The organism is Salinicola peritrichatus, from assembly GCF_003206715.1.
Taxonomy (GTDB): domain Bacteria; phylum Pseudomonadota; class Gammaproteobacteria; order Pseudomonadales; family Halomonadaceae; genus Salinicola; species Salinicola peritrichatus.
Window position 1 is genome coordinate 23,220 of record NZ_PZJU01000041.1, and the last position, 23,507, is coordinate 46,726.

The following is a 23,507-nucleotide window of genomic DNA, read 5'->3' on the forward strand; positions in this document are numbered from 1 at the left end:
CATAAGGGTGCTAATATAATTTCTGTCGAATGAAGATTCTTCGGTAGCAGTCGTTCGAGTCGCGTCTCAGACGCATCTCCTAGGTAACACCCCGCCTCGCCCGCGCATCCCCCCCTCTTGCGCGGGCTTTTTTTGTGTCCGCTCAGCAGTCGGGCTAGTGCGGTGCGCAGCGCAAGCGTGGCCGTCAAATGCGATCGCGCGTGCTATCGTGACCGGATCGACCGATTTTCGCCGAAGGGGCGTAACGCCTATGTCCAACGTTTCTCTGCAAAGCCTCTCGCCTCAATCCACTCATGTCGAGACTGTAGCCCGCTGGACCTACGACGCCTGGGGTGCGCTCTATCCCGAGGAGAGTTGGGCGCAGTGGCGTGAGAACGTGCGTCTCCAGTGTCGCGACAGCGGTGTACCTTCGGTGTTCGTTGCGGTTGTCGTGGGAGCGGGAGGAAAAGATGTCTTGGTGGGTACAGCGAGTCTGACGGCGCAGGATATGAGCGTGCGACCCGAATTGACGCCGTGGCTGGCTTCCGTCTTCGTGCCGCTGGCGTGGCGGGGGCTGGGGATTGCCTCAGCGCTGATCGCGCGGGGGGAAGCAGAGGCGCGCAACGCGGGCTTCAATCACTGCTATCTCTACACTCCGGATCAACAGAGGCTCTATGCGCGGCTGGGCTGGTGCGAACAGGAGCGCCTTGAATATCGTGGCGAGTGGGTCACACTGATGCGGCTCGATCTGATGAACAGATGACCTCGCCGACTGGGCCGAATTACCAGCTTTCATAGGGCAGAAACTTGCCGCTCATGGTGACCACGACGCGGTCACCCTTGGGATCCCCCTTGCGCGCGACGTCCATCTCGAAGTCGATGGCGCTATTCATGCCGTATCAGACTGAGACGATCCACACAGCGCCCGATCGCGTTGTCCAGCGCATTTCAGCTAAGGTCTTTGCGTGCCTGCGTGCCTGCGTGCCTGCGTGCCTTGGCGGCTATCAAGGCATGGTACATTTCCAGCTTGTCCACCGTGCGAATCAGCGTGTCGCGGGTCGACATGAAAATCTTGGACTCGCCGGCATCCACCATCTTGGCGGCGAATTCCGCAGGGACGAGATAGGACATGACGCTTTCCTCATTGTGATTATGATCGAGACGATTGAGAGGTCTTGCCGTGTTGCCGTGTCGACACGCTGGCCCGGTTAGTCCGGGTGCGACTTCTCCTCATCGGGCAACAGCACGACGTCGTTCCCGTCCAGCGCGACGGACCAATGTCGCAGCCGCCGTTCCGGATCCTCGAGACATTGCCCGTCGCGTAGCCGGAAGTGCTGCTTGTAGATCGGCGAGGCGACCACCAGCTCGCCGCCCAGATCGCCGACGATGCCGCGGCCGATCACGTTAGCCCCGGAGAACGGGTCCCGGTTGTCCAGGGCGTAAAGCTCGGCAACGGCTTCGGGTTGCCTAGAAGGCTCATCGGCCCCGTCGGTCCTGTCGGCGGTTTCGGGCCGACAAGATAGCGGTCGGCGAGGTAGCCCGTCGGCGTCTTCGGCGTCTTCGGGCCGACAAGATAGCGGCCGACAAGGTAGATAGAAAAGCGCGATCTGATGGCCTGCATGCCAGGCAACGACGCCGGAGCCGGCGACCAGATCCGCTCGGCCGCACAGGCGAACGGGGAGCGCAGGCGCGATGGCCTGCTCCGCCGGGGTTTTCTGGGTGGCCGGATTTTGTTGTGTAATCAGTTCGCTCACGAGGTCACCTCCACCGCCAGCGCGGCGATCTCTTCGGGACGTGCCGGGCGCGGCTGATCGCGTTCGGACACGGCGATGATGTCGGGGTCGCTGCGCTTGTCGTTGACGAAAGTGCGGAAGCGCTTGAGCTTTTCCGGGTCCTTGAGCGCCCCGGCCCACTCGCACTCGTACTGATCGACCACGTGCTGCATCTGCGCTTCCAGTTCGGCGCCCAGACCCAGGCTGTCCTCGAGAATCACCTGCTTGAGGTAATCGAGGCCGCCTTCCAGGCTCTCGCGCCACACCGAGGTGCGCTGGAGCTTGTCGGCGGTACGGATGTAGAACATCAAAAAGCGGTCGATGGTCTTGAGCAGCGTGTCGTCATCGAGATCGGTGGCGAACAGTTCGGCATGGCGCGGGCGCATGCCGCCGTTGCCGCAGACGTAGAGATTCCAGCCGTGCTCGGTGGCGATCACGCCGACATCCTTGCTCTGCGCCTCGGCGCACTCGCGGGTGCAGCCGGAGACGGCGAACTTGAGCTTGTGCGGCGAACGCAGCCCCTTGTAGCGATTCTCGATGATCAGTGCCATGGCGACGCTGTCCTGCACGCCGTAGCGGCACCAGGTGCTGCCGACGCAGGATTTCACCGTGCGCGTCGACTTGCCGTAGGCGTGGCCGGTCTCGAAGCCGGCAGCGATCAGTTCGCTCCAGATATCCGGCAACTCGTGCAGCTGGGCGCCGAACAGGTCGATGCGCTGGCCGCCGGTGATCTTGGTATAGAGGTTGTATTTCTTGGCTACTGCGCCGATGGCGATCAGCTTGTCGGGGGTGATCTCGCCGCCCGGGATACGCGGTACCACCGAGTAGGTGCCGTTCTTCTGCATGTTGGCCATGAAGGTGTCGTTGGTGTCCTGCAGCGGCACCAGCGACGGATTCATGATCGGCTCGTTCCAGCACGAGGCGAGGATCGAAGCGACCGCCGGCTTGCAGATATCGCAACCCAGCCGGCCCTTGCCGTGACGGGCGTGCAACTCATCGAAGCTCTTGATGCCTTCGACCCGGATCAGGCCGTAGAGCTCCTGGCGGGTATAGGCGAAGTGCTCGCACAGGCTGCGATCGACTTCGACGCCGCGGCTTTCCAGCTCGTGTTCGAAGACCTGCTTGAGCAGTGCCGTGCAGCCGCCACAGCCGGTGCTCGCCTTGGTCTCGGCCTTGAGCGCGCCGAGATCGGTGCAGCCGGCATCGACCGCCTGGCAGATCGCGCCCTTGGTGACGTTGTGGCACGAGCAGATCATCGCCGTCTCGGGCAGGGCGTCGGCGCCCAGCGTCGGCGCGCCTTCGCTGCTGGGGAGAATCAGCGAGGCCGGGTCCCTGGGCAGTTCCAGGCCGTTGCTGTAGTACTGCAAAAGAGTGTCGTAGTAGCTGTTGTCGCCGACCAGCATGGCGCCGACCAGCTTCTTGCCGTCGCTGGAGACCACCAGCTTGCGGTACTCCTGCTTGATCTGGTCCAGATAGCGGTACATGCGCGCCCCGGGAGTGCGGTCGCCATGCGCATCGCCGATCGAGCCGACATCGACGCCGAGCAGCTTCAGCTTGGTGCTCATGTCGGCACCCTGAAAGGTGAGTTCGCCCTCGACCAGGGTATCGACGGCGGCCTTGGCCATCTGGTAGCCGGGGCCCACCAGGCCGAAGATGCTGCCCTGCCATAGCGCCACTTCGCCGATGGCCAGAATGTTCGGATCGCTGGTCCGGCAGTTGTCGTCCACCACGACGCCGCCGCGTTCGCCGATCTCCAGCCCACAACCCCGGGCCAGTCGATCCTGGGGACGGATGCCGGCGGAGAACACGATCAAGTCGGTTTCCAGCACTTTTTCATCCTGGAAGACCATGCGGTGCTGGTGGTCCTGACCGTCCTCGATGCGCTGGGTGGCCCGCCCCGTCAGTACCTGGACGCCCAGTTGCTCGATCTTTTCGCGCAGCAGATCGCCGCCTTCGGTGTCGACCTGCATCGGCATCAGGCGCGGCGCGAACTCCACCACGGCGGTGTCGAGATTCAGGCCGCGCAGGGCGTTGGCGGCCTCCAGCCCCAGCAGGCCGCCACCGACCACCACGCCGCTGGAGGCCGTTTCGGCCGCGGCGCGGATCGCATCGAGATCGTCCAGGGTGCGGTAAACGAAGCAGTTGGGGCGGTCGTTACCCGGAATCGGCGGCACGAAGGGATAGGAGCCGGTGGCCAGTACCAGTTGGTCGTAGGCGTATTCTCCACGGCCGGTGGAGACGGTACGCGCAGCGCGGTCGATGGCCGTCACTTCTTCGCGCAGGTGCAGATCGATGCCGTGGCGGTCACAGAAATCCGCTTCGTTCAGCGACAGCGACTCGGCATCGCGACCGCTGAAGTATTCGGACAGGTGGACGCGGTCGTAGGCGCGACGGCGTTCTTCCCCGAAGATCGTGACGGCATAGCTTTGGTGAGCGCCGCTCTCGACCAACTGCTCGAGAAAGTGGTGCCCGACCATGCCGTTGCCGATGACGATCAGGCGCGGCGTGTTGGGATTCGAGATGCTTGACGAGGACATCAGGCTGCCTCCTCCAGATGTTGTGTGGCTTCCGACGCGCCGAACAGCAGCGTGTCGCGGCAGTCGCCGAGCGGGACGCCCGCCTGGGCGAGCTGATAAAGACGCGGGCCGTCGGCGGTGTCGCCGTAGAGCACCGCACCGTTCAGGCGGTCGTCGCGCAGCAGCAAGCGGCGGTAATCGCCGGCATCGCGGTCGGCATAAGTCAGGGTTTCGAAGTCGGGAGCGTCGACCGGGCCGAAGGCGTAGAGCGAAATGCCCGCCACCTTGAGCCGGGTTGCGCAGTCGCTGTTGACGTAGGGCCGGGGAGCGTCACCGCAGATCACCTCGGCGAGGGTCTCGACCTGCCGCCAGATCGGCTCGACCAGACCCACAGTGCAACCGTCGAATTCGCAGCATTCGCCCAGCGCATGGATCGATGGCTCGGTGGTGGTCAGGCACGCATCGACGTGAATGCCGGCGCCGACATCGAGCCCCGCCATTCGGCCCAGTTCGGCATTGGGGGTGATGCCCGCCGCGACGACCACGCAGTCGGCCGGCAGGCGGCGACCATCGGCGAGCGTCACCGCGCGCACCTTGCCGTTTTCGTCTCCCTGGCAGTCGACCAGGCTGGCGCCGGTCTCGATGGTCAGGCCGCGTCCTTCCAGGCTTTCACGCAGCCAGGCCGCTGCGGTGGCATCCAACTGGCGGTTCATCAACCGCTCGCTGCGTTGCACAACGGTGACCTGCAAACCCCGCTTGCGCAGTCCCTCCGCCGCCTCCAGACCCAGCAGGCCGCCACCGACGACGATGGCACGGCTACCCGGGGGTTGCGCGCTCAGCCAGTCGGCGTCTTCCAGATTGCGGAAGCCGCCGACGTTGCCCAGCCGAATGCCCGGAATGTCGGGCAGTGTCGGGCGCGAGCCGGTGGCGATGACCAGCCGGTCGTAATCCACGCGGCTGCCCTTGCCGGTGCGCTGACACTCGGTGCGCAGCCAGCGGGCGTGGCGGTCGATGTCGACCACGCGCTCGCCCAGGCGCCACTCGATACCCGAAGCCTGCGTGTCGCTCAGCTTGAGATCGAGCGCATCGCGGGTGATCTCGCCGGCCAGCCAGGGGGAGAGCAGGATGCGGTTGTAGGCCGCTGCGGTTTCCTCGCCGATCACCGTGATGCGATCCGGCCGGTCAGGACGGCCATGCAACGCCTGCAGCAGTCGGTGGCCGGCCATGCCGTTACCGATAATGACCAGATGCTCCCCCGCGAGAGGCGGGGATTGGGTGGTCTTTGCCATGGTTATCTCCCGTCGTGTGCGGCGATGACTCGACTGATAAGCCGAGCACACCGACGCAACGAAAAAAGGCGCCTGATGACACGAAGGCCGGCTTCCGAGAGCTTGGGCTTCGTGGCATCAGGCGCCTTTGCCTGAAGGAAACACTGCATAAATGTCTGCGCAGGCGAACCGCTGCGTTGCGCGGTGCTAGCAATCCTCACCTATACCCCATAGGCTCCGGTTGCTGCGCTCCGTGCGCCTTGCGCTTCATCCTGCTCGCCGTTTTATTCAGCGGTTCCTGAATTCCGCTATGACGTTTCGGTCCGTCTGGCACGGTGCTGCGACATTGCGGCGACCGGCCGACGCTAGCGACCGTCATTGATCGCTGGCATGCGTGCCAAGCGAAAGGTGTGCCAGATCGACGATCTGGCAGACGATTCAGTCGCTTGGTAGCGATCGCGAAGGCGAAAAAGCGGCCTGCAACGGTCTGGCTTGCTCAAGCCCGGTGCAGATCGATGCGTTTTCGCACCAAAGAAAAGCAATACGCTTCGCGGACGCCGCCGTCGATGACGGGAGCGTTTCTCGAGAATCGGTCAGGTCGCTGTCCCGCAAGTAAAAAATGATCGTCGGTCCGGTAATTGCATCGGTACACGCATCAGAAGGGCCTTTCGCTTGCCAATGCCGGCAGCGGGCCCGAGCGAATCGACGAGTTACAACACGGCACCGCAGTTGCCCTGTACGGCTGCGGTAGCAGGCAAAGAGGCCTGACGTCACGTTAGTGATGTCGGGCCTCTTTGCGTTTCAGGGAGGCTTCCATGTCCGAACCGCGCACCACCACCTGCCCGCCTTTTCAGGGCACCACCGCCTGCCCGCCTTCCAAGGGCACCACCACCTGCCCGCCTTCCAAGGGCACCACTACCTGCCCGTATTGCGGCGTCGGTTGCGGTGTCGTCGCCACTATCGAGGATGGCGCGTTGACCGGCGTCGCCGGTGATGCCGAGCATCCCGCGAACCAGGGCAGGCTCTGCGTGAAGGGGAGTGCGTTGCATGAAACCCTTGGCGCCGAGGGGCGACTGTTGCAACCCCATGTGGACGGCCAGGCGGTGACCTGGGAATACGCGCTGGAGTGCGTTGCCGAGCGCCTGGCTGCCACCCGGCGCGAGCATGGCCGCGAGTCGGTGGCCGCGTATCTTTCCGGGCAGTTGCTGACCGAGGACTATTACGTCGCCAACAAGCTGTTCAAGGGGTTCCTCGGCACGCCCCACGTCGACACCAATTCGCGCCTGTGCATGGCCTCGGCGGTGGCTGCCTACAAGCGATCCTTCGGCGCCGATGCGGTGCCGTGCTGCTACGAGGATCTGGAGTGCGCGGAACTGGTGGTGCTGGTGGGGTCCAATCTGGCCTGGAATCATCCGGTGCTCTACCAGCGTTTGAAAGCAGCCAAGAGCCGCAATCCGCTGATGCGCGTGGTGGTGATCGATCCGCGCGTGACCGACAGCTGCGAGATCGCCGATCTCTATCTCGGCATTGCCCCCGGCAGCGATGCGCGGCTGTTCAATGGCCTGCTGGCCTGGATGCATGCCACTGGCCGGATCGACCGGCTCTACCTCGAGCGCCATACCCAGGGTTTCGAGGAAGCCTTGCAGGCGGCCCGGGAGGACGATGTCGGCATCGAGGCGGTCGCCCGTGACTGCGATGTCGACGCCGAGCGGCTCGAAACCTTCTACTACTGGTTCGCGACGCAACTGCACGTGGTGACGCTCTACTCCCAGGGGATCAATCAGTCGAGCAGTGGCACCGACAAGTGCCAGGCGATCATCAACTGTCATCTGGCGGGTGGCAAGCTGGGCATGCCGGGGGCGGGGCCGTTCTCGATCACCGGCCAGCCCAACGCCATGGGCGGGCGCGAAGTCGGCGGCCTCGCCAACCAGCTCGCCGCCCACATGGACTACCACACGCCCGGCGCCATCGACCGGGTCACCCGCTTCTGGACGACGCTGAGCCTGACGCCGGCGCTGCCGACGGGGCCGGGTTTGAAAGCGGTGGAGCTGTTCGATGCCATCGAGCGCGGCGAGATTCGCGCCGTCTGGATCATGGCGACCAATCCGGTGGTCAGCCTGCCCGAGGCCAATCGGATCAAGCGCATTCTAGCCCAGTGCCCGCTGGTGATCGTCTCCGACTGCATGGCCAACGCCGACATTCTGGCGGTGGCGGATATCGTGCTGCCGGCGACCAGCTGGTCGGAGAAGGATGGCACCGTGACCAATTCTGAGCGCTGCATTTCGCGCCAGCGCGGGCTGCTGCCGCCGCCCTTTGATGCGCGCCACGACTGGTGGATCATGAGCCAGGTCGCCGCTCGTCTGGGCTACGCCGAAGCCTTCGATTATCGCCACCCGGCGGAGATATTCGATGAGCACGCACGCCTGTCTGGCTTCGAAAACCGTGGCGAGAGCCGGCGTCCCTTCGATATCTCGGCGCTGGCGGGGCTCGGTCGCGCGGGATACGACGCCCTCGCGCCGATCCAGTGGCCGGTCACTGCCGAGGCGCCTAAAGGCACGGCACGGCTGTTCGAGTCGGGTCGCTTCGCCACGCCGGATGGCCTGGCGCGGCTGCTGCCGGTGCGGCCGCGCCAGCCGGAGCAGGCGGTGTCGCCGGCGCGGCCACTGCGTCTCAATACCGGCCGCGTGCGCGATCAATGGCACACCATGACTCGCACCGGGCGCGCCGCGCGACTGATGAACCATCGCAGCGAGCCGTTCGTCGATATTCACCCGCTGGACGCCGAGACTTTCAGCGTGGCCGACCAGCAACTGGTGGAACTGAGCGGTATCGATGGCTGCTATCGGGGGCGCGCGCGTCTGGCCAAGGGTCAGCGACGGGGCGAACTGTTCGTGCCGATGCACTGGAACGAGGCGTTCAGTGGCCAGGCCAAGGCCAACGGCCTGATCGCGCCGGTGACCGATCCCATCTCGGGCCAGCCGGAATCGAAGCAGGGCGCGGTCGGCCTGCGTCCGCTGCCGCTGGCGTGGGAGGCGACCTTGATCGTCGCGGCCGATCTCGCCGCCGAGATCGATCCGACCCTTGATTGCGAATACTGGGCGCGTATTCCGCTCGATCACGCGCTGCGCTGGCAATTGGGCGGTAGTCCGCAAGCCGGCGATCGCGACTGGCTGGCGTGGGCCGCCACTTACCTGCCGGTGCCGGCATCGCAATGGAGCCGTGACGATGCTCGCGGGCGGCTGCGTGTCAGCGGGATCGAACAGGGCCGGTTGCGCTGGTGGCTGATGGTCGGGCCGCCGCAGTCGCTGCCGGCGCTGCATTGGCTGGATGCCTGTTTTGCGCGTGCTCCCGATGCAGTGCTCGACCCGGAAACGCGGCGCCGTATTCTGGCCGGCTGCGGCAGCGGCGCGCGCAACGATGGCCCGATCGTCTGCAGTTGCCATCAGGTCGGGCAGAACTCGATCATTGCCGCCATCCGCGCCGGCGATACCAGTGTCGAGGCGCTGGGGGCCCGCCTGGCCTGCGGCACGCAGTGCGGTTCCTGCCAACCCGAATTGAAAGCCCTGCTGGAAGAGGAGAACGCCCATGCCAGCCTGTAATCCTTCGCGTGACCCCACGCTCAAGACCGCTGGTTGGGTAGCGCGGTTCTGTTCAACGTTCAGGCAGGCCGCTCAAGGCCGACTGACGCCTGGCTCTCATTCGGGGGGTGTGGTGGCAAACAATGGCGCGGGTCGTGGCCGGGTGGCGCTGGTCGGCGCGGGTCCGGGAGCCGCGGATCTGCTGACCATGCGAGCGCTGAGACGGCTCGAAGCGGCCGATGCCGTGGTCTACGACCGGCTCGTCGGCCCGGATATCCTGGCGCTGCTGCCTCGAGGCTGCGAACGTTACTACGTCGGCAAGGCAAGAGGGAATCACAGCGTGTCCCAGGCGGAGATCGGTGGCCTGCTGGTGCGTCTCGCTGGCGAGGACAAGCGGGTGGTGCGCTTGAAGGGCGGCGACCCCGGTATCTTCGGGCGCATGGGCGAGGAGTTGGCGGCGCTCCATGATGCCGGCGTGGAGACGGAAATCATCCCCGGCATTACCGCGGCATCCGGCGCCGTGGCGGCGATGGGGATGCCGTTGACCGATCGCGCCCATGCCCAGCAGGTACGTTTCATCACCGCCCAGCGATGTTGCAAAAGTACGGGCCGCGCCGATGGCGAGCCGGAGTGGGCGGCGCTGGCACGGCGTGACGAAACGCTGGTCTTCTACATGGGGCTCAATCGCGTCGGCGATATCTGCTCGGGCCTGCGCCGGGGCGGACTGCCCGACGACTGGCCGATCATGCTGATCGCCAATGCCTCGCTGCCGCAGCAGCAAACGCTGGCCGGCACACTGGCGGAGATGCCGGCAAAACTCGCCGCGCATCCGTTGCCTTCCCCGTGCCTGATCGTGGTGGGGAGTGTGGTGGAGATGGCCCGTTCCACTGCTGGCTCGTGCTCCAGTCTCGAACGTCCCGTTTAACCGAGCGGGACGGATCCAATCAGGATAGAATGCGCCGCTTCTTTCTTCCCCACCGGAGCGACTCATGAACCAATTGCCCCCTTGTCCGCAGTGCGGATCGGAGTACACCTACGAGGATATGGGCCTCTACGTCTGCCCCGAGTGCGCCCACGAATGGTCGGATAGCGAGCGCGCAGCCGACGAAGCCGCGAAGGTGGTGACCGATGCCCACGGCACGCCGCTGGCCGATGGCGATAGCGTCACCGTGATCAAGGACCTCAAGGTCAAGGGCTCCTCCCAGGTGGTCAAGGTCGGCGCCAAGGTCAAGAGCATCCGTCTGGTGGACGGCGATCACGATATCGACTGCAAGATCGACGGTATCGGGGCGATGAAGTTGAAGTCGGAGTTCGTCCGGAAGGCCTGAGAGCTTGTTCACAATCCGCTGTGCGTCGGCCCGAAAGGTGCCTGCCAGGGATGGCGGGCACAAAAAACCGCTGCCCGGGAAGGCAAACCGGGACAGCGGCAAAGATCGCATGGACGCGATGAAACGGAACTCAGTTCTGGGCTAGTGCGCCGCCGCCATTGCGCTCGTTGTCGGCTCGCTGATAGGCCTCGTTCTCTTCGGCCTCGGTCTCCGGCGTGAATCTGACCGCGAGTGCGAACAGGGATGCGGCGATGACCGCCATGCCGAGGTAGAACAGCCCCTGCTGATAGCTGAGCGACTCGGCGCGGAACAAAAAGCCCGCCGCTACCGCGCCGGCATTGCCCCCGGCGCCGACGATCCCCGCGACGGCCCCCAGGGCCTTCTTGTTGATGAACGGCACCACGCCGAAAGTGGCGCCTTCGGCCATCTGCACGAACAGGCTGAACACCAGCATGATCCCGATGGCGATCGCCAGCGTCTGCATCTGGGCGAAGCCCATCAGTGCGATCCCCTCGCAGAACAGCGCGATGAACAGCCAGCGTACCCGTCCCTTGAGCCCGCCGTTACGGGCGAACAGATCGGAGAAGATACCGCCGAGCGTGCGCGCGAACAGATTCATCAGGCCGAACAGACCGGCAATCAGGCCGGCGGTGGCGAGATCCAGCGAGAAGGTATCGAAGAAGTAGATCGCGGCGATGTTGTTGATCGTCAGTTCGACGCCAAAGCAGGCGGCATAGACCACGAACAGCGCCCATACGCGAATGTCCTTGGCGGCTGCCGTGAAGCTCTGCATGGCGCCGTGTTCGCGCGTTGCCGGCGGCAGCTCGCCGCGGGCCCGCAGATCGCTGAAATTGCCATCGGGGGCGTCCTGGGTGAAGCGGTAGTAGGCCAGGCCGGTCAGGAACAGCACGATACCGGGAACCACCATGGCCAGGCGCCAGCCCAACGTTTCGCTGACGCCGAGCATCAGCATGCCGGAGAACACCAGCGGCATCAGGATCTGCGTGGTGCCGCCGCCGAGGTTGCCCCAGCCGGCGGTGGTGGCGTTCGCGGTGCCGACCACGTTGGGCGCGAACATGACGGTGGAGTGGTACTGGGTGATGACGAAGGACGCTCCGATGGCGCCGATCGCCAGACGCGCCAGCAGGAAGGTCTCGAAACTGTCGGCCAGGCCGATCGCCATGACCGGCAGCGAGCCGAGACAGAGCAGCCAGGTGTAAGCCTTGCGCGGGCCGATGCGGTCGCACAGCAGACCGATCACCAGACGCACCAGGATGGTGATCGCCACCGAGGCGATAATGGTGTTGCCGATCTGGGTCTTGGTCAGGCCAAGATCGTCGCGGACGACGGCCATCAGCGGGGCGATGCCGAACCAGCCGAAGAAACAGACGTGGAAGGCGAACCAGGATAGATGGAAGGCTCGCATCTGCGGCGTCGATAGAGTGAACAGACGTATCTTGTTGGCCTTGTGGCGGATGTCCATGAGATATCTCGCTCCGAGGTGATGACGACACTCGGCGATGGCCGTGACACAAGAAATCGCCGGGAGCGATTTTTGACGTGTCAGCGACGACCCGAAGAGTGTCCGCCAGGGACGGTGAGCACAAAAAAACGGCGCCCATCTCTCGTCATGCGCTGCATGAAGAGTCGATGGACGCCGTTGTCCGTTATGGCAGCCGGCCGACGGTGGCCTGACTGCTGAATGATTCGAGATCGCCATGTGACGATCTCTGGTCGAGCCGCCATTGGCTCGATCTGTCAAAACCCAAGCAGAAGCGATGCCAGGATCGAAGGAGTCTTAATGATTCAACAAGATAGGGCGTTTGCTGGGTAGGGGTGGAAGCGTGAAAGTTCGATTGCGCTATCCGAAGGTGCAGTGGCGGAAAGCCATGCACCAGCGAGTCGCGAGAGCGGTGGCCGTCGTGGCGCCCGAGCGTCAGGGCCGGCCCTGGGACAGCATTTCCACCAGGTCGATGACGTTGCGCGCGACTTCGACCAACGGCTTGCTCTGATCCATGGCGGTCTTGCGCAGCAGGCGATAGGCCTCGTCCTCGGAGAGTTTCCGATGCGTCATCAATAGCCCCTTGGCGCGTTCGACCTGCTTGCGATCGCGCAAGGTCTTGCGGGTGCTCTCCAGCTCATCGCTGATCTGCTGGAGTCGCGCGTTCTGGATTTGCACGAGATTGATCAACGAGCGACTGAAACGGGAGTCCATGGCGTTGGCCGTCAGCTCGCCGAGTCCGGAGGCGTGGTCGGCGTCCCTGGCCTCCAGCAACAGGCTCACCGGCGCCGCCCATAGCTCGTCGTCCAGGGAGTCGAGCAGGCCGGCGGTGTCGTCGATTTCACGTTTGGCCCGGGCGATCTTGTCCTGGCAGAGACGCTGCAACTCCTCGACCAGGCTGTCCTCCAGCCCCTTCATGGTATCGATGCGCTGCGTGGCGATGGCGTACCACTGCTCACCGGGATCAGGGAGATCGTCGGGTAGCGCCGCGCCCTGACAGGCCATGTCACGCAAGCGGGCGATAGCGGCGTGGATGGGATGGCCGAGCTCGGCTTGCCAGCGCGTCAGGGTATCCTTGCTGGCGAACTCGGCGAAGGTATCGAAGCAGTGACGCTGGGCATCGATCAGTTGCTGCATAGTGTCACGATGCGTCGCGTCGAAGGCGCCCAACGTAAAACCCAGTGCGCCGCAGGCACGTTCCTGGCCGGCCAGCTCCTTGCCCTGAATGAAATGAAACAGGCATACCAGCACGCGGGTGATATCGGTGTCGCTGGCGGTATCCGCGGCTTCGAAGATCACCGACAGCAGGTTGCTGATCAGCCGGTTGAACAGGCGCATGGCATCGTCGGCGGACAGCCGTTGACGCCGGATCTCCTCACGGATCCGCGGCAGTGCGTCGAAACCGTGCCAGACGCCGGCCAACCGGATCAGCAGACGTGCATCGGCATAGCGCGGCGATGCCTCCTCCACGCCCGGCGCGGCCCAACTCTCCAGACGCTGCCGCAGCTGCGCCTCGGCGTGCTGGCACTCCGCGATGCGTTGTCGGCGCTGCGTGGCGAAGCGCTTGCCGCCGGATCCGAGATAGATGCTCGAGGAGCCGCGTTCGCGCTGCAGGGCGTGAACGAAGCGACTGATGTCACCGACCACCGCAGCGGTTTCCGCCAGACGCGTGAGTTGTTCGATCTCCGAGAATCTGGCTGCCTGCAGCAGCCGTTCGGCAGCGTTCATGAGTCATCGGTCCTGTCCAGTCCGCCATCATCGGGAAACACTGCATAAATGTCTGCGCAGGCGAATCGCTGCGTTGCGCGCTGCTGGAGCGCCAGCCCGGTCAAAATCCTCACCTATACCNNCTTCGAGTCTGCGCTGCGTGCGCCTTGCGCTTCATCCTGTTCGCCGATTTATTCAGCGTTTCCATCGGCACCGCGATGCGACGACGATTATCGTTGTAACGTCGGTACGACCAACGTCTAGCAAGACTCTACCGCGTGCGTCGGGTGGGCGCACGCGCGTCGGTTGAGTCGTCGGATCGATGGCTTATGGATGAGGGGAAGTCGGATGGCGGGAATTGGGTAAGGACAACGCGATGGTCAGCGCTCGGAACGTACTTCATATTCGCCGTCGAGCACGCGCTGGGAGCGCTCCCGCGAAGCGGAATTCCGGGTGCCGTCGGCGGCACCGCCGGCGTACTGCGCCTGAGAGGCGCGCACCTGTTCGGCATGCTTCTTCATGCGATGGCGCAGGAATGGCAGCATGGCCCAGCCAATGATCAGGAAGAACAGTCCCAGCAGCGTGCCGAGAACCAGCATGACGCCGAACAGCAGCCAGGTGAGCAGCAGGCGCAGGCCGCCGGCGCCTTGATGAGGACGGTTCTGCCGGACGCGTTCGCGCCACTGCTGGGCGGCGCGCCATGCGGCATTGTCTGTATGGTGACGGTTGACGGTCATCCGGTTTCTCCTTTGACGTTGAGATCATCGATGCTGAGGTCGTCGCGATGCAGGTCGAGATCGATCTCATCATGCTGGGCGTTATAGCCCTCGATCTCAATGTGTCCATCACTATCGACCTCGAGTTCTTCGAATCGTTGCATACCCTTTTCGCGGGCTTGCCTCAGCGCTTGCCGTAGCTGCTCACCGGTCAGGCTCCAGGCCGGCGTACTCGACTTGCGCTGGCTTTCGCGCATCGGTGTGCCGTCCATCTGCATCGAGACATCGAGTTTCCAGCCGTCGTCACGCCAGCCTTCGAACTCCAGAATGTCGTCATCGTGATCGGCCTCGAGCTTCTCGAAGCGGCTGAAGCCGTAACCCTCGGCCTTGCCGAGCAGGGTATCCAGGTCGCTGTAGGAGAAGGTACCATCGTTGGCCATGGCGCTGACGCTCAGGCCGCTGCCGATGGCGACGGCGGGGAGCATCCAGAGACGGTATTTCATGTATTCCTCCTCGGCCAAAGTGCAAAAACGATCATGCGATGTGGAGATGAGTGGCATCGCTCAACGTCGTTATACTCGCAACGACCTTGCCAGGAGCTGACAGAGGTATTCATTTCCGGTTCATGGCGCTTGCGGCAGACTGGCTGCATGGACATGCGCGACTCATTCCCTTTGCTGCTGATCGTGCCGCTGCTATTGAGCGGTGCGGTGGCCCCTGCAACGGCCAACGGCGATGACTGGCGAGACCTTCACCAAGAGGTCGAGGAAGGCCACCTGGTCGGCCTGACCGGGATCATGGACTGGCTCGAGGCGCGTTACCGAGGACAGATACTCGAAGTCGAGCTCGAGCAGGGCGATGGCGACGGCAAGATCCAATACGAAGTGGAAATGATCGGACCGCAGGGGCAGGTCGTCGAATTCGAGTTCGACGCCGCCACCGGCGAGCTTCTGAGCATCGAGGGCGTTAATATAGATGCCATGAAAAAGGAGCCCTGAGAGGGTATTTACAAAAGGGCTGCACTCGGCAATACGGCGTTGAAATCGTCCTCAAATGCTCATTTACCTCGTGTAAACTCCGCTTTTTCGTTTGATTTCGCCTTGTTTTGCCTTCGTTCGCCTATTTTGTAAACACCCTCTGACAGGCCGCATCGACACGGTCCGGTCATCGAAGAAGTCGCTGGCATGCGGGGGAATCGTTGGAATGAAGGTATTACTGGTCGAAGACGATGCGGCGCTGGCCAAGGCGCTGGGGGATGCCCTGAGGGACGCCGGCCTGCTGGTGGAGGCGACCGCCACGGGACGGGAAGCCGACTACCTGGTGCGCACCGAGCGCTACGACACGGTCATTCTCGATCTCGGATTGCCCGACGGTGATGGCACGCGCTGGCTGTCGCAGTGGCGGGAGGACGGCATCGATCTGCCGGTGCTGGTACTGACCGCGCGGGAGCGCTGGTCGGACAAGGCGGCGGGTTTCTCCGCCGGCGCCGACGATTACGTGGTCAAGCCGTTCGAGACCGCCGAGGTGCTGTTTCGGCTGCGCGCCCTGGTGCGTCGTAGCCACGGCCGTGCCCATCCGGTCATTCGTATCGGCGAGCTGACGCTGGATACCCACTCCGGCAGCGTGACCCTGGCCGGGCGGCCGATCACGTTGACCGCCCAGGAATCGCGCCTGCTGTCGTACCTGATGCATGCCTCGCCGCGCATCGTCAGCCGGGCCGAGCTCGCCGAGCATGTCTACAACCGCGATCACGAACCCGACTCCAACGTCATCGATGTCCAGATCAGCCGGTTGAGGCGCAAGTTCGGTCGTGGCCGGATCGAGACGCTGCGTGGGCAGGGGTATCGTCTGGTCGATCTCGAGGCGCAAGCGTGACGCCAGGCGGGATGTCCCGGCCGACCCGCTGGACTCGACGCGTGCGGCTGGCTCCGCTGGGTGTGAGGCTGCTGCTGGCGTCGTTGCTGTTGGTGATCGTGCTGCTGCCGTTGGCCGGCTTCGGGCTGACCTACAATTTTCGCCAGTCCGCCACGGCTTCCTTCGATAGCCGGCTGGAATCCCAGCTCAACGCCTTGCTCGCCGGCATTCAGGTCGACAATCTCGGTCGGCGTCTGCAGCTCAATCGATCTCTGGGCGACGCCCGCTTCGATCGGGTCTACTCCGGCTGGTATTGGCAGATCACCGACGGGGACGATCTCATGCTGACGTCGCGCTCGCTGTGGGACCAGCGCCTGCCGGTGCCGGCGCATGACAATGGCGTCAATGTCTATGCCGTCGACGGGCCACGCAACGAAGGCCTGCGCATGATCGAGCGCGATATCCGGCTGCCGGGGCACGCCAACGAGATTCACGTCGCGCTGGCCGGCTCGACGCGCGAACTCGACCGGGAGGTCGGGCGCTTCGAGCGTCTGCTGATCATGTCCCTGGCTACCTTCGGCGTGTTACTGCTCGCTGGGCTGGCATTGCAGATGCGTTGGGGGCTGGCGCCGCTGCGGCGGATGTCAGCCAATCTGCGCGCGGTCGAGGAGGGCGAAGCCGAACGCCTGGACACCCAGCTGCCGGCGGAGCTCAAGGAGCTGGCGCTGGCCATGAACAGCGTGCTCGAACGCGATCGACGCCTGATCGAGCGTGGCCGGGCGGCGGCCGGCAATCTGGCCCATGCGCTGAAGACACCGGTGAGCGTGCTCAAGACGCTCTCCGAGCGTTTCCCCGCCGAACAGCGCCAACCGATCAACACCGAGCTGGCGCGTATCGACGACGCCGTGCGCCATCATCTGGCACGGGCCTCGGCGGCCGGCGGCGCGGCATTCTCGGGCCGGGTCTCGATCGCCAAGGCGATCGAGCCGGTCGTCCAGGGGCTTGCGCGGTTGGCGCAACGTCGTGGGTTGCGCTTCGAGTCCTACGTCGACCCGCTGGCTGCCGCGCGCATCGACCCGCAGGATCTGCAGGAACTCACCGGCAACCTGCTCGAGAATGCCCTGCGCTGGGCCGAGGGCGAGGTCTCTCTGACGGTGCGTCAGGTCGACCAGGGGGTACGCCTGCGGGTGGAGGACGACGGACCGGGGATGACGCAGGCCCAGAGCGAAGCCGCACTGGCGCGTGGCGTCAGGCTCGATGCCCGGGGCTCTGGTTCCGGTTCTGGGGGATCTGGGCTGGGACTGGCAATCGTCGAGGACCTGATGGCGCTCTACGGCGGTACCCTGCGTCTCGAGCGCGCCGATCTCGGCGGCCTGGCGGCGGACGTCTGGCTGCCGGTCTCGCCGGTTTCACCGCATGGCGATCCGGCACCGGGCGGGACATGAGTCGCCGCGCCGTCAGTTCTCGCGCAGCTTGCCCCGCACCACGGTACGAAAACCGCGCTGCTCGGGAGACTGGATCGCCGCCAGGGCCAGTTGCAGCGCCTGCTGGGCGATTTCCGGCAGGTCGTGGTGAATGCAGGGAATATGCAGCCCGAAGACGTCGCTGTGCTCGATGTCGTCGATGCTGAACAGCTGCACGTCGCGCTGCGGCACCTTGCCTTTTTCGTGGCAGAGTTTCAGCACCGCCATGGTGATCTGGTTGTTCGCCCCGACGATGCCCTGGGGCCAGGCATGCCGCTCGAGGTAGTCGTGTAGCGCGCGATAGGCCGGCTCGAAACTGAAGTCGCTGTAGACCACGTCGAGTTCCACGTCACGGCTGCCGATCGCTTCGCGCAGCCCCGACATGCGTCCGATCGATACCATCGAGTCGGCCGGCCCCGATACCGCCAGCAGCTTTTCGATGCCGCGCTCGAGCAGATAGCGTCCGGCCTGATAGCCGCAGTCGAGATTGTCGATGTACACGCCACCGTAATGGGCTGCCTTGAGCTCGCGGTCGACCAGTACCACGGGGATGCCGGCGGCCTTGAGCCAATCCAGGTAGGCCGGGTGATAGTCGATGTCCGACGAGATCACCGACAGAATGACCGCATCCACGGAAAACTCGATCAGCTTGCCGATCGCCTCCGCCTCCAGGGTTTCCGACTCATAGGAGTCGAACACCAGCACCGTATAGCCCCGCGCCCGCGCCGCGAGCGTGATCTCGCGCGTCATGCGGCCGAAGAAGGGATTGCTCATGTTGGGATTGACCACGCCCAGGGTACGCGTCGAGGCTGGCGCCCGGGCGGCGGCGTGCGATTGCGGCACGTAATTGAGTTCGCGTGCGATGCGCAGGATCTGCTCACGCGTATCGGCGTGTACTTTTTTCGGTGAGGTGAAGGTTCGCGACACCGTAATTTTACTAACACCGGCTTTCCTGGCGATGTCTTCCAGCGTGGTGCGAGCCATCCGCGCCATCTCCTTGCTGACCAACCGCGGGAATTTTGAACAGCTGACATCAAGCGTAATGGGTTCCGACGCCCCATGAATCGGCGTCGTTGCGCATCGTTGATGCAACATGTCATTTCGTATCATTTTCTATCATCGATATTCTCTCCGAAAGCCTGCTTTTTCCCTACTACTTAGGTCTATATTGCGTATTAAACCTTGGTCTATAGGGATTTAAATGGCTGTTTTGTAAGAAAATTACGTAGTAAACCGAACTTGATTCCTCGAGTGTTACGGTTATGATTTGTTCTGATGTCATGTGCGTCATTGCGCGCGTTTGCGTGGGAGCGCACGGTCGATCCAGCCAGCCTCCGTCGACGCCAGCCTGGCACTGTAAGGGCGGATCGTACCCGCGGGGTCGTCGAAACTCGGCGTGACAGCAGCCATAAGTGATAGCAATAACGAGCGCTACGAGAGGAATTCGAGATGAGACTTGCCTTGTTTGTTTCTGGCATCGGGATCGCGGGCCTGGGCGCCTGCTCCGCCGCCATGGCGCAGAGCACGGAGATCACTGTCGCCACCGTCAACAACCCGGACATGGTGACCATGCAAAGCATGATGTCGGCTTTCAATGAGGCGCACCCCGACATCAAGGTGAACTGGGTCACGCTGCCGGAAAACGAATTGCGTCAGAAAGTGACGACCGACATCGCCAGCGGTGCCGGCCAGTACGACGTGGTGACCGTAAGCAACTACGAAACGCCGATCTGGGCGCAGAACGATTGGCTCAAGCCGATGGACGACCTGCCCGAGGACTACGCTGTCGACGATCTGCTGACGCCGGTCAAGGACGGTCTGTCGGTCGATGGCACACTCTATGCGCTGCCGTTCTACGCCGAGTCCTCGGTAACCTATTACCGCAAGGATCTGTTCGAGAAGGCCGGTATCGAGATGCCGGAGAAGCCGACCTGGGATCAGATCAAGGAGTACGCCGCCAAGATCCATTCTCCATCCGACGGTGTCTACGGCGTGTGTCTGCGCGGTCTGCCCGGCTGGGGCCAGAACATGGCGCTGTTCGACACCATGGTCAACAGTTTCGGCGGGCGCTGGTTCGATATGGACTGGCAGCCGCAGTTGACTTCCGATGAGTGGAAGAACGCCGCCAACGCCTATGTCGAGCTGCTCAACAACTACGGCCCGCCGGGGGTGACTTCCAACGGCTTCACCGAATCCGAGACGCTGTTCGCCAACGGCCAGTGCGGCATGTGGGTCGATTCCACCGTGGCGGCCAGCTATGTCAGCGATCCGGAAACCTCGAAGGTCGCTGAGAATGTCGGCTTCGCGCAGGCGCCGTATCAGACCACCGAGAAGGGCTCCAACTGGCTGTTCACCTGGGCGCTGGCAGTACCGCAGTCCTCGCAGCATCAGGATGCGGCAGAGACCTTCGTCGAGTGGGCGACCTCCCAGGATTACATTCAGGCCGTGGCCGACGAGAAGGGTTGGCTCTCGGTGCCGCCGGGCACGCGTCAGTCGACCTATGCCAGCGATGACTACGTCAAGGCCGCGCCCTTCGCGCCGCTCGTCGAGCAGGCGATCAGCAGCGCCAGCCCTAACGATCCCAGCGCGCAGGAAGTGCCTTACACCGGCGTGCAGTTCGTCACCATCCCGCAGTTCCAGGCCATCGGTACCCGTGTCGGCCAGTTGATGGCGGCGATGCTCTCCGGTCAGCAGAGCGTCGAGGAAGCCCTGCAGCAAGGGCAGACCTTCACCGAGCGCATGATGAAGCAGACCGGTGCGCCGCAATGATCGGGTGAGGGCGCGCAACGACGCGCAAGTGCGACAGCGGCCGGCCGTCGGTCGTTGTCGTATCCGCGTGAATCGGTTCAGTGGCTACCTGGTGTAGCCGCCACCTTCGGGAAATACGCATGAAAGCCATGTCTCGATCCATTCAGTCGACCGTGCCCGCCGCCGAGGCGAGCGGTGCGCGCTCGTTCGCACGCACCACGCGGTTGCTGATGGCGCCAGCGGTGATCTTCCTGTTGATCTGGATGCTCGTGCCGCTGTTGATGACCATCTACTACTCGTTTCAGCAGTACAACCTGATGATGCCGATGTACAACGGCTTCGCGGGTGTCGGTAACTACGCCATTCTGCTGAGCGACCCGACTTTCTGGAAGGCGCTCGCGAACACATTGATCATCGTTCTCGCCAGCCTGGTCGTGACCGTCTGCCTGGGGTTGGCGCTGGCACTGCTGTTCAACCGCACTTTCGTCGGCCGCGGCGTGGCACGCACGCTCGCCGTGGCACCGTTCTTCGTGATGCCGGTGGTGACCGGGCTGATCTGGAAGAACATGCTGTTTCATCCCGTCTACGGCCTGTTCGCCTGGATCGCCCGTCAGTTCGGCCTGGAGCCGACCGATTGGCTGGCCCATTATCCGATGCTCTCGGTGATCATCATGATCACCTGGGAGTGGACGCCGTTCGCGCTGCTGGTATTGCTCACCGGGTTGCAGTCGCTGCCGGAAGATCAACTGGAAGCGGCCAAGCTCGATGGCGCCAATGCCTGGCAGGAATTCAAGCATATCGTGGTGCCGCACCTGGGGCAGGTGCTCTACGTGGTGGTGATGCTGGAGAGCATCTTCTTCCTCACCTCGTTCGCCGAGATCTACACCACCACCAGCGGCGGCCCGGGTACGGCGACGACCAATCTGCCGTACTACATCTTCCAGACGGTATTCCAGCAATACGACATCGGCATCGCCTCCTCGGCCGCCATCGGTGCCGTCGTGCTGGCGAACGTCTTCGCGATCATGCTGATCCGCTACATAGCCGGCAATCTCAACGCGGGGGCCGCACGATGAACTCGAGCCGTTTCGCCAATACCGCCTTCGGCGTACTCGCCTGGATCGTCGCGTTACTGATCTTCTTCCCGATCCTGTGGCTGCTGCTGACGGCGTTCAAGACCGAGCAGCAGGCATTCACCGTCACGCCGACGTTCTGGTTCACGCCGACCATCGAGAGTTTCAAGACCGCCCTGGCCCAGGGCAGCGGTTACTGGCACTACGCCTGGAACTCGGCGCTGACCGCGGTGGCCTCGACCGTGATCGGTCTGGCGCTGGCGGTGCCGGCGGCCTATGCGATGGCGTTCTATCCCAACAAGCGCACCGACTTCCTGCTGGTGTGGATGGTCTCGACCAAGTTCATCCCGGCGGTCGGCGTGCTGATCCCGATCTTCCTGGTCTACAAGACGGTCGGCCTGCTCGATCATGCGCTGGGGCTGACGCTGCTGTTCACCGCCATGAACCTGCCGATCATCGTGTGGATGGTCTACTCCTACTTCCGCGACATTCCCAAGGACATCGTCGAGGCCGCCGACATCGACGGCGCCAGCATCATGCAGACCTTGTTCAAGGTGGTGCTGCCGCTGGCGCTGCCGGGGCTGGCGTCGACCGGGCTGCTGGCATTGATCCTGGCCTGGAACGAATCGTTCTGGAGCATCACCATGACCGACCACCGCGCGGCGACACTGGCGGTCTACATCGCGTCGTTCAAGAGTGCCGAGGGGCTGTTCTGGGCCAAGATGTCCGCCGCTTCGGTGCTGGCGATCGCGCCGATCATCGTGCTCGGCTGGTTCACGCAACGTCAGATGGTCAGAGGCCTGACCTTCGGCGCCGTCAAATGACCGGCGATCGTGCTGGTACCGAATTTTATCGAGAGGGTTAACGACATGGCCATCGTCGAACTCAAGAACGTCGCCAAACAGTACGGTTCGAGCGGCAACAACGCCGTCGACAACTTCAACCTCGTGACCCGCGATGGCGAGTTCGTGGTGCTGGTGGGGCCTTCGGGCTGCGGCAAGTCCACCACCATGCGCATGATCGCCGGGCTCGAGCGCAACACCGAGGGCGAGATCCTGATCGGTGGCCGGGACGTCAGCCAGGTGCCGCCGAAGGAGCGCGACATCGCCATGGTGTTCCAGAGCTACGCGCTCTATCCGCACATGAGCGTGGCCGAGAACATGGCGTTCAGCCTGAAGCTGAAGAAGCGCCCCGCCGAGGAGATCAAGGCCAAGGTGGACGAAGCGGCCAAGACCCTGGGCATCGAGCATCTGCTCGAGCGCAAGCCGCGCGAACTCTCCGGTGGGCAGCGTCAGCGCGTGGCGCTGGGGCGGGCGATCGTGCGCAGTCCTCAGGTATTCCTGATGGACGAGCCGCTCTCCAATCTGGATGCCAAGCTGCGCGTCGACATGCGTGCCGAGATCGTCAAGCTGCACAAGCGGCTCAAGGTCACCACTTTCTATGTCACCCACGACCAGGTCGAGGCGATGACCATGGGCGAGCGTATCGTGGTGATGAAGGATGGCGAGATCCAGCAGATCGATACCCCGATCAACCTGTATGAGTATCCCGCTAACCGCTTCGTCGCCGGTTTCATCGGCAATCCGTCGATGAATTTTCTGCGCGGCACGCTGGCCGACGGTGTCGTCGGCGGCGAGGGCTATCGCCTGACGCTGGACGCCGCGCACCAGGCTGCCGTGGCTTCGCATCACGGCGATATCTGGGTCGGCATACGCCCCGAACATCTGCGGCTCGCTGACGGGGACGAACCGAACAACGGCCTCGAAGGCACGGTCGAAGTGGTCGAAACCCTGGGCGCGGTGACCATGGTGCAGCTCGCGGTAGGCGAGACGACGATCACTGCACAGTTGCCCGGGCATCGCCAGATAGCGATCGGCGATAGCCTGTCGCTCGCCTGCGATAGCGACAAGCTGCATCTGTTCGATGTCGATAGCGACCGGGCCATTGGTCGCGAGCCGGCAGCGGCATCTTCCACGGCCGCCGAAGCCTAGGCCCTGGCCCGGC

The 23,507-nt window shown here is 63.8% G+C and carries 20 protein-coding genes and 1 pseudogene; 11 read left to right on the forward strand and 10 right to left on the reverse strand.

The window, feature by feature from the left end; translation table 11 throughout:
• Positions 1–250 precede the first annotated feature (250 nt).
• Complete coding sequence (locus DOM57_RS14575; RefSeq protein WP_110649928.1) at positions 251–742, forward strand: GNAT family N-acetyltransferase; 492 nt, start codon at positions 251–253, stop codon at positions 740–742.
• A gap of 19 nt (positions 743–761) precedes the next feature.
• Here the strand turns inward: DOM57_RS14575 and DOM57_RS14580 are convergent, their stop codons facing one another.
• From DOM57_RS14580 to DOM57_RS14600, 5 genes and pseudogenes are all read right to left on the reverse strand, one after another.
• Positions 762–872 (reverse strand): cyanase, encoded by a 111-nt coding sequence (locus tag DOM57_RS14580; RefSeq protein WP_110649929.1) that lies wholly within the window; start codon positions 870–872, stop codon positions 762–764.
• 145 nt (positions 873–1,017) lie between these two features.
• Positions 1,018–1,110 (reverse strand): annotated as a pseudogene (locus DOM57_RS14585) (formate/nitrite transporter family protein); the annotation flags it as partial.
• Positions 1,111–1,187: 77 nt separating this feature from the next.
• A complete protein-coding gene (locus tag DOM57_RS22745) occupies positions 1,188–1,733 on the reverse strand; it encodes a nitrite reductase (NAD(P)H) small subunit (protein ID WP_420820233.1) in 546 nt (181 codons plus the stop codon).
• Positions 1,730–4,288: a nitrite reductase large subunit NirB gene (gene nirB / locus DOM57_RS14595; RefSeq protein WP_110649930.1), complete on the reverse strand. Its 2,559-nt coding sequence runs from the start codon at positions 4,286–4,288 to the stop codon at positions 1,730–1,732. The genes DOM57_RS22745 and nirB overlap by 4 nt, the downstream gene beginning before the upstream one ends.
• Positions 4,288–5,556: an NAD(P)/FAD-dependent oxidoreductase gene (locus tag DOM57_RS14600; RefSeq protein WP_110649931.1), complete on the reverse strand. Its 1,269-nt coding sequence runs from the start codon at positions 5,554–5,556 to the stop codon at positions 4,288–4,290. Before DOM57_RS14600 ends, nirB begins: the two co-directional genes overlap by 1 nt.
• A gap of 794 nt (positions 5,557–6,350) precedes the next feature.
• On the opposite strand from DOM57_RS14600, the gene DOM57_RS14605 reads away from it, so the two are divergent.
• The 3 genes from DOM57_RS14605 (at position 6,351) to DOM57_RS14615 (ending at position 10,441) form a co-directional block, all read left to right on the forward strand.
• The gene (locus tag DOM57_RS14605; protein ID WP_110649932.1) at positions 6,351–9,134 is read left to right on the forward strand and encodes a nitrate reductase; all 2,784 of its coding nucleotides are present in this window, start codon (positions 6,351–6,353) and stop codon (positions 9,132–9,134) included.
• Between the two features lie 112 nt (positions 9,135–9,246).
• On the forward strand, positions 9,247–10,038 hold the full coding sequence (gene cobA, locus DOM57_RS14610) for a uroporphyrinogen-III C-methyltransferase (RefSeq protein ID WP_239496248.1): 792 nt from the start codon (positions 9,247–9,249) through the stop codon (positions 10,036–10,038).
• Between the two features lie 64 nt (positions 10,039–10,102).
• Positions 10,103–10,441 (forward strand): zinc ribbon domain-containing protein YjdM, encoded by a 339-nt coding sequence (locus DOM57_RS14615; protein ID WP_110649934.1) that lies wholly within the window; start codon positions 10,103–10,105, stop codon positions 10,439–10,441.
• Between the two features lie 130 nt (positions 10,442–10,571).
• Here DOM57_RS14615 and DOM57_RS14620 read toward each other — a convergent pair whose 3' ends face one another.
• The 4 genes from DOM57_RS14620 to DOM57_RS14635 form a co-directional block, all read right to left on the reverse strand.
• Positions 10,572–11,924: an MFS transporter gene (locus tag DOM57_RS14620; protein ID WP_110649935.1), complete on the reverse strand. Its 1,353-nt coding sequence runs from the start codon at positions 11,922–11,924 to the stop codon at positions 10,572–10,574.
• 453 nt (positions 11,925–12,377) lie between these two features.
• Entirely contained in the window at positions 12,378–13,670 is a 1,293-nt protein-coding gene (locus DOM57_RS14625) for a nitrate regulatory protein (RefSeq protein WP_110649936.1), read from the reverse strand.
• A 359-nt stretch (positions 13,671–14,029) separates the two neighbouring features.
• On the reverse strand, positions 14,030–14,386 hold the full coding sequence (locus DOM57_RS14630; RefSeq protein WP_110649937.1) for a hypothetical protein: 357 nt from the start codon (positions 14,384–14,386) through the stop codon (positions 14,030–14,032).
• Positions 14,383–14,868: a hypothetical protein gene (locus DOM57_RS14635; protein ID WP_110649938.1), complete on the reverse strand. Its 486-nt coding sequence runs from the start codon at positions 14,866–14,868 to the stop codon at positions 14,383–14,385. Before DOM57_RS14635 ends, DOM57_RS14630 begins: the two co-directional genes overlap by 4 nt.
• Positions 14,869–15,021: 153 nt before the next feature.
• On the opposite strand from DOM57_RS14635, the gene DOM57_RS14640 reads away from it, so the two are divergent.
• The 3 genes from DOM57_RS14640 to DOM57_RS14650 all read left to right on the forward strand — a co-directional run bounded on the left by DOM57_RS14640 (position 15,022) and on the right by DOM57_RS14650 (position 17,664).
• Positions 15,022–15,363 carry a PepSY domain-containing protein gene (locus tag DOM57_RS14640; protein ID WP_239496249.1) on the forward strand — a complete coding sequence of 114 codons (342 nt, stop codon included), beginning with the start codon at positions 15,022–15,024 and terminating at the stop codon, positions 15,361–15,363.
• 205 nt (positions 15,364–15,568) lie between these two features.
• A complete protein-coding gene (locus DOM57_RS14645; RefSeq protein WP_110649939.1) occupies positions 15,569–16,240 on the forward strand; it encodes a response regulator in 672 nt (223 codons plus the stop codon).
• A 41-nt stretch (positions 16,241–16,281) separates the two neighbouring features.
• On the forward strand, positions 16,282–17,664 hold the full coding sequence (locus tag DOM57_RS14650) for a sensor histidine kinase (RefSeq protein ID WP_338056484.1): 1,383 nt from the start codon (positions 16,282–16,284) through the stop codon (positions 17,662–17,664).
• A gap of 12 nt (positions 17,665–17,676) precedes the next feature.
• Here DOM57_RS14650 and DOM57_RS14655 read toward each other — a convergent pair whose 3' ends face one another.
• Complete coding sequence (locus DOM57_RS14655) at positions 17,677–18,666, reverse strand: LacI family DNA-binding transcriptional regulator (protein ID WP_162619555.1); 990 nt, start codon at positions 18,664–18,666, stop codon at positions 17,677–17,679.
• A gap of 465 nt (positions 18,667–19,131) precedes the next feature.
• On the opposite strand from DOM57_RS14655, the gene DOM57_RS14660 reads away from it, so the two are divergent.
• From DOM57_RS14660 to DOM57_RS14675, 4 genes are all read left to right on the forward strand, one after another.
• Positions 19,132–20,451 carry an ABC transporter substrate-binding protein gene (locus tag DOM57_RS14660; protein ID WP_110649942.1) on the forward strand — a complete coding sequence of 440 codons (1,320 nt, stop codon included), beginning with the start codon at positions 19,132–19,134 and terminating at the stop codon, positions 20,449–20,451.
• A gap of 119 nt (positions 20,452–20,570) precedes the next feature.
• Entirely contained in the window at positions 20,571–21,506 is a 936-nt protein-coding gene (locus DOM57_RS14665; protein ID WP_420820234.1) for a carbohydrate ABC transporter permease, read from the forward strand.
• Positions 21,503–22,327, forward strand: coding sequence for a carbohydrate ABC transporter permease (locus tag DOM57_RS14670; protein ID WP_110649943.1), 825 nt, complete (start codon positions 21,503–21,505; stop codon positions 22,325–22,327). The genes DOM57_RS14665 and DOM57_RS14670 overlap by 4 nt, the downstream gene beginning before the upstream one ends.
• Before the next feature lie 45 nt (positions 22,328–22,372).
• Positions 22,373–23,494 carry an ABC transporter ATP-binding protein gene (locus DOM57_RS14675; RefSeq protein ID WP_110649944.1) on the forward strand — a complete coding sequence of 374 codons (1,122 nt, stop codon included), beginning with the start codon at positions 22,373–22,375 and terminating at the stop codon, positions 23,492–23,494.
• Positions 23,495–23,507 lie beyond the last annotated feature (13 nt).